At 73.0% G+C, this 3,118-nt stretch carries 4 protein-coding genes and 1 pseudogene; all 5 read left to right on the top strand.

Translation table 11 applies throughout. The features are described from left to right. A pseudogene (locus tag ABEA26_RS35490) lies at positions 1–93 on the top strand (UTP--glucose-1-phosphate uridylyltransferase); the annotation flags it as partial. Between the two features lie 5 nt (positions 94–98). After that, entirely contained in the window at positions 99–1,448 is a 1,350-nt protein-coding gene (glp, locus tag ABEA26_RS35495) for a molybdotransferase-like divisome protein Glp (RefSeq protein WP_425587958.1), read from the top strand. 233 nt (positions 1,449–1,681) lie between these two features. Beyond that, complete coding sequence (gene moaC, locus ABEA26_RS35500; protein WP_425587959.1) at positions 1,682–2,110, top strand: cyclic pyranopterin monophosphate synthase MoaC; 429 nt, start codon at positions 1,682–1,684, stop codon at positions 2,108–2,110. Beyond that, complete coding sequence (locus ABEA26_RS35505; protein ID WP_345598135.1) at positions 2,107–2,646, top strand: MogA/MoaB family molybdenum cofactor biosynthesis protein; 540 nt, start codon at positions 2,107–2,109, stop codon at positions 2,644–2,646. The genes moaC and ABEA26_RS35505 overlap by 4 nt, the downstream gene beginning before the upstream one ends. A gap of 17 nt (positions 2,647–2,663) precedes the next feature. After that, on the top strand, positions 2,664–3,118 hold a 455-nt coding region (locus ABEA26_RS35510), incomplete at its 3' end, for a GNAT family N-acetyltransferase (protein WP_345598137.1).

Genomic DNA, 3,118 nt, shown 5'->3' on the forward strand with positions numbered 1-3,118 from the left:
CTGCGTGCCATTGTCAGACTCGCGTGCGAACGTGAAGACCTGGGCCCGGACTTCCAGGCCTGGCTTCGCAGTTACGTAGCCGAGGAGATGTAAGGACGTTGAGCAGCACCGCGCACCGTGACACCGGCCACGACCACACCGCCGCGGACTTCGGTCCCGACCGGCTGTGGTCGGTGCAGGACCACCTGGACGACATCCTCGCCACCGTCCGCCCCCTGGAACCCATCGAGCTGAACCTGCTCGACGCACAGGGCTGCGTCCTGGTCGACGACATCACGGTGCCGCTCTCCCTGCCGCCGTTCGACAACAGCTCCATGGACGGGTACGCGGTGCGCGTCGCCGACGTCGCGGGCGCGAGCGAGGAGTTCCCCGCCGCCCTCGAGGTCGTCGGGGACGTCGCCGCGGGCCAGGCCGACCCGCTCACCGTGGGCCCCGGTCAGGCCGCCCGCATCATGACGGGCGCCCCGCTCCCGCCCGGCGCCGAGACCGTCGTCCCCGTCGAGTGGACCGACGGCGGGCTCGGTGAGGGCCCGGTGGCCGGGATGCGCGCCCGCAGCCTGGCCCCCGAGGCCGCCGAGGGCCAGGTGCGCGTGTACCGCCCGGCCGAGGCACGCGCGCACGTACGCGCGAAGGGCAGCGACGTCAGGTCCGGCGCCCGCGCCCTGGAGGCCGGTACGGTCCTCGGTCCGCCACAGATCGGCCTGCTCGCCGCGATCGGCCGCGGCAGGGTCCGGGTACGCCCGCGTCCGCGCGTGGTGGTGCTCTCCACCGGCAGTGAACTCGTCCAGCCCGACGAGGAACTGTCCCCCGGTCAGATCTACGACTCCAACAGCTTCGCCCTCACCGCCGCCGCCCGTGACGCCGGTGCCATCGCCTACCGCGTGGGTGCCGTCGCCGACGACGCCGAGACCCTGCGGTCCACCATCGAGGACCAGCTGGTCCGCGCCGACCTGATGGTCACCACCGGCGGGGTGAGCGTCGGGGCGTACGACGTCGTCAAGGAGGCGCTGGCGCACGTCGGGGACGAGGACGAACCGGGCAGCGGCGTGGACTTCCGCAAGCTCGCCATGCAGCCCGGCAAGCCCCAGGGGTTCGGCTCCATCGGGCCCGACCACACCCCGCTCCTCGCCCTGCCCGGCAACCCGGTGTCGTCGTACGTCTCCTTCGAGCTGTTCGTCCGCCCCGCGATCCGCACCCTCATGGGTCTCGCCGACGTCCACCGTCCGACGGTCACCGCGACCCTGGTCACGGAGAAGGCGCTGGCCTCGCCGAAGGGGCGCCGGCAGTTCCTGCGCGGTACCTGTGCCGACGGTTCGGTCACCCCGGTCGGCGGCGCCGGGTCCCACCTCGTGGCCGCCCTCGCGCACGCCGACGCGCTGATCGTCGTCCCCGAGGACGCCGAGTCCGTCGCGCCCGGCGCCGAGGTCGAGGTGGTCCTGCTCGGCTGACTCCTCCTGGTTGGCGGTACCGTGTCGCGCACAGCAGGCCCACGCGCCGCACCGCGCCGGGCCCGGACCGGGAGCGCCACACGAGCATGAGTACGCAGGACCGACCCCCGCACCACGGCCAGGAGACGCACGACCGGCGCGACGCGCACGTCGGGCGCGACGCGCGCGACCGGCACGACGGCCAGGACGCGCACGACCGGCTGACGCACATCGACGAGGCGGGCGCCGCCCGCATGGTGGACGTGTCCGGCAAGGACGTCACCGCGCGCACCGCGCGCGCGAGCGGACGTGTCCTCGTCGCGCCCCGTGTGGTCGAGCTGCTGCGCGGCGAGGGGGTCCCCAAGGGCGACGCTCTCGCCACCGCGCGCATCGCGGGCATCATGGGCGCCAAACGCACCCCGGATCTGATCCCGTTGTGTCATCCGTTGTCGGTCTCCGGTGTGAAACTGGACCTGTCGGTCGCGGACGACGCCGTGGAGATCACCGCCACGGTGCGCACGACGGATCGCACGGGTGTCGAGATGGAGGCGCTCACCGCGGTCTCCGTCGCCGCGCTCACCGTGGTCGACATGGTCAAGGCGGTCGACAAGGGAGCGGTCATCACGGACGTGCGCGTGGAGGAGAAGACGGGCGGCAAGTCGGGTACCTGGAGCCGGACGTGACGCTCGACGCGTCGGCCGGAGGCGCCCTGTCCGCGCCGTACGGCGCTCTGGTCGTCACCGCCTCGAACCGGGCCGCCGCAGGGGTCTACGAGGACAGGGGCGGACCCGTGGTCGCCGAGGGCCTGCGCCGCTTCGGCTTCGCCGTCGACGGCCCGCGGGTCGTCCCCGACGGCGACCCGGTCGAGGCCGCCCTGCGAGCCGGTGCCGATGCGGGCTACGACGTCATCGTCACCACCGGGGGCACCGGCATCTCGCCCACCGACCGTACCCCCGAGGCGACACGGGCGGTGATCGACTACGAGGTCCCGGGCATCGCGGAGGCCGTCCGTGCGTACGGGCGGGACAAGGTCCCGACCGCGGTGCTCTCCCGGGGCCTGGCCGGCGTGGCGGGCGGCACACTGATCGTCAACCTGCCGGGTTCCTCCGGCGGTGTGAAGGACGGCCTCGCGGTGCTGGAGCCGCTGCTGAAACACGCCGTGGACCAGCTCCGCGGCGGTGACCACCCCAGACCCGCCAGTGGTGGGGGTGCGAGCTGAACAGCCCATCCTGGCCCGTGGAACTGGTGGACGGCGAGATCGTCCTCAGGCCGATAAGGCTGCGCGACCAGCGGGCCTGGCGTGAGGTCAACCGGCGCAACCGCGACTGGCTGCGCCCGTGGGAGGCGACCATTCCGCCGCCCGGGCCGGGCGGTCCGCTCACGCACCGTCCGACCTACCGCCAGATGGTGCGTCACCTTCGGTCAGAGGCGCACGCGGGCCGGATGCTGCCCTTTGTCATCGAGTACCAGGGGCGGCTGGTCGGCCAGTTGACGGTGGCCGGCATCACCTGGGGCTCGATGTGCTCCGGGCACGTCGGTTACTGGGTGGACGAGGCGGTGGCCGGCCGCGGGGTGATGCCGACGGCCGTGGCGATGGTGACGGACCACTGTTTCCGCACCGTCGGACTGCATCGCGTAGAGGTCTGCATTCGTCCCGAGAACGCGCCCAGTCGCCGGGTCGTGGAGAAACT

This window comes from Streptomyces marokkonensis (assembly GCF_039539045.1).
In the GTDB taxonomy this organism is placed as follows: domain Bacteria; phylum Actinomycetota; class Actinomycetes; order Streptomycetales; family Streptomycetaceae; genus Streptomyces; species Streptomyces marokkonensis.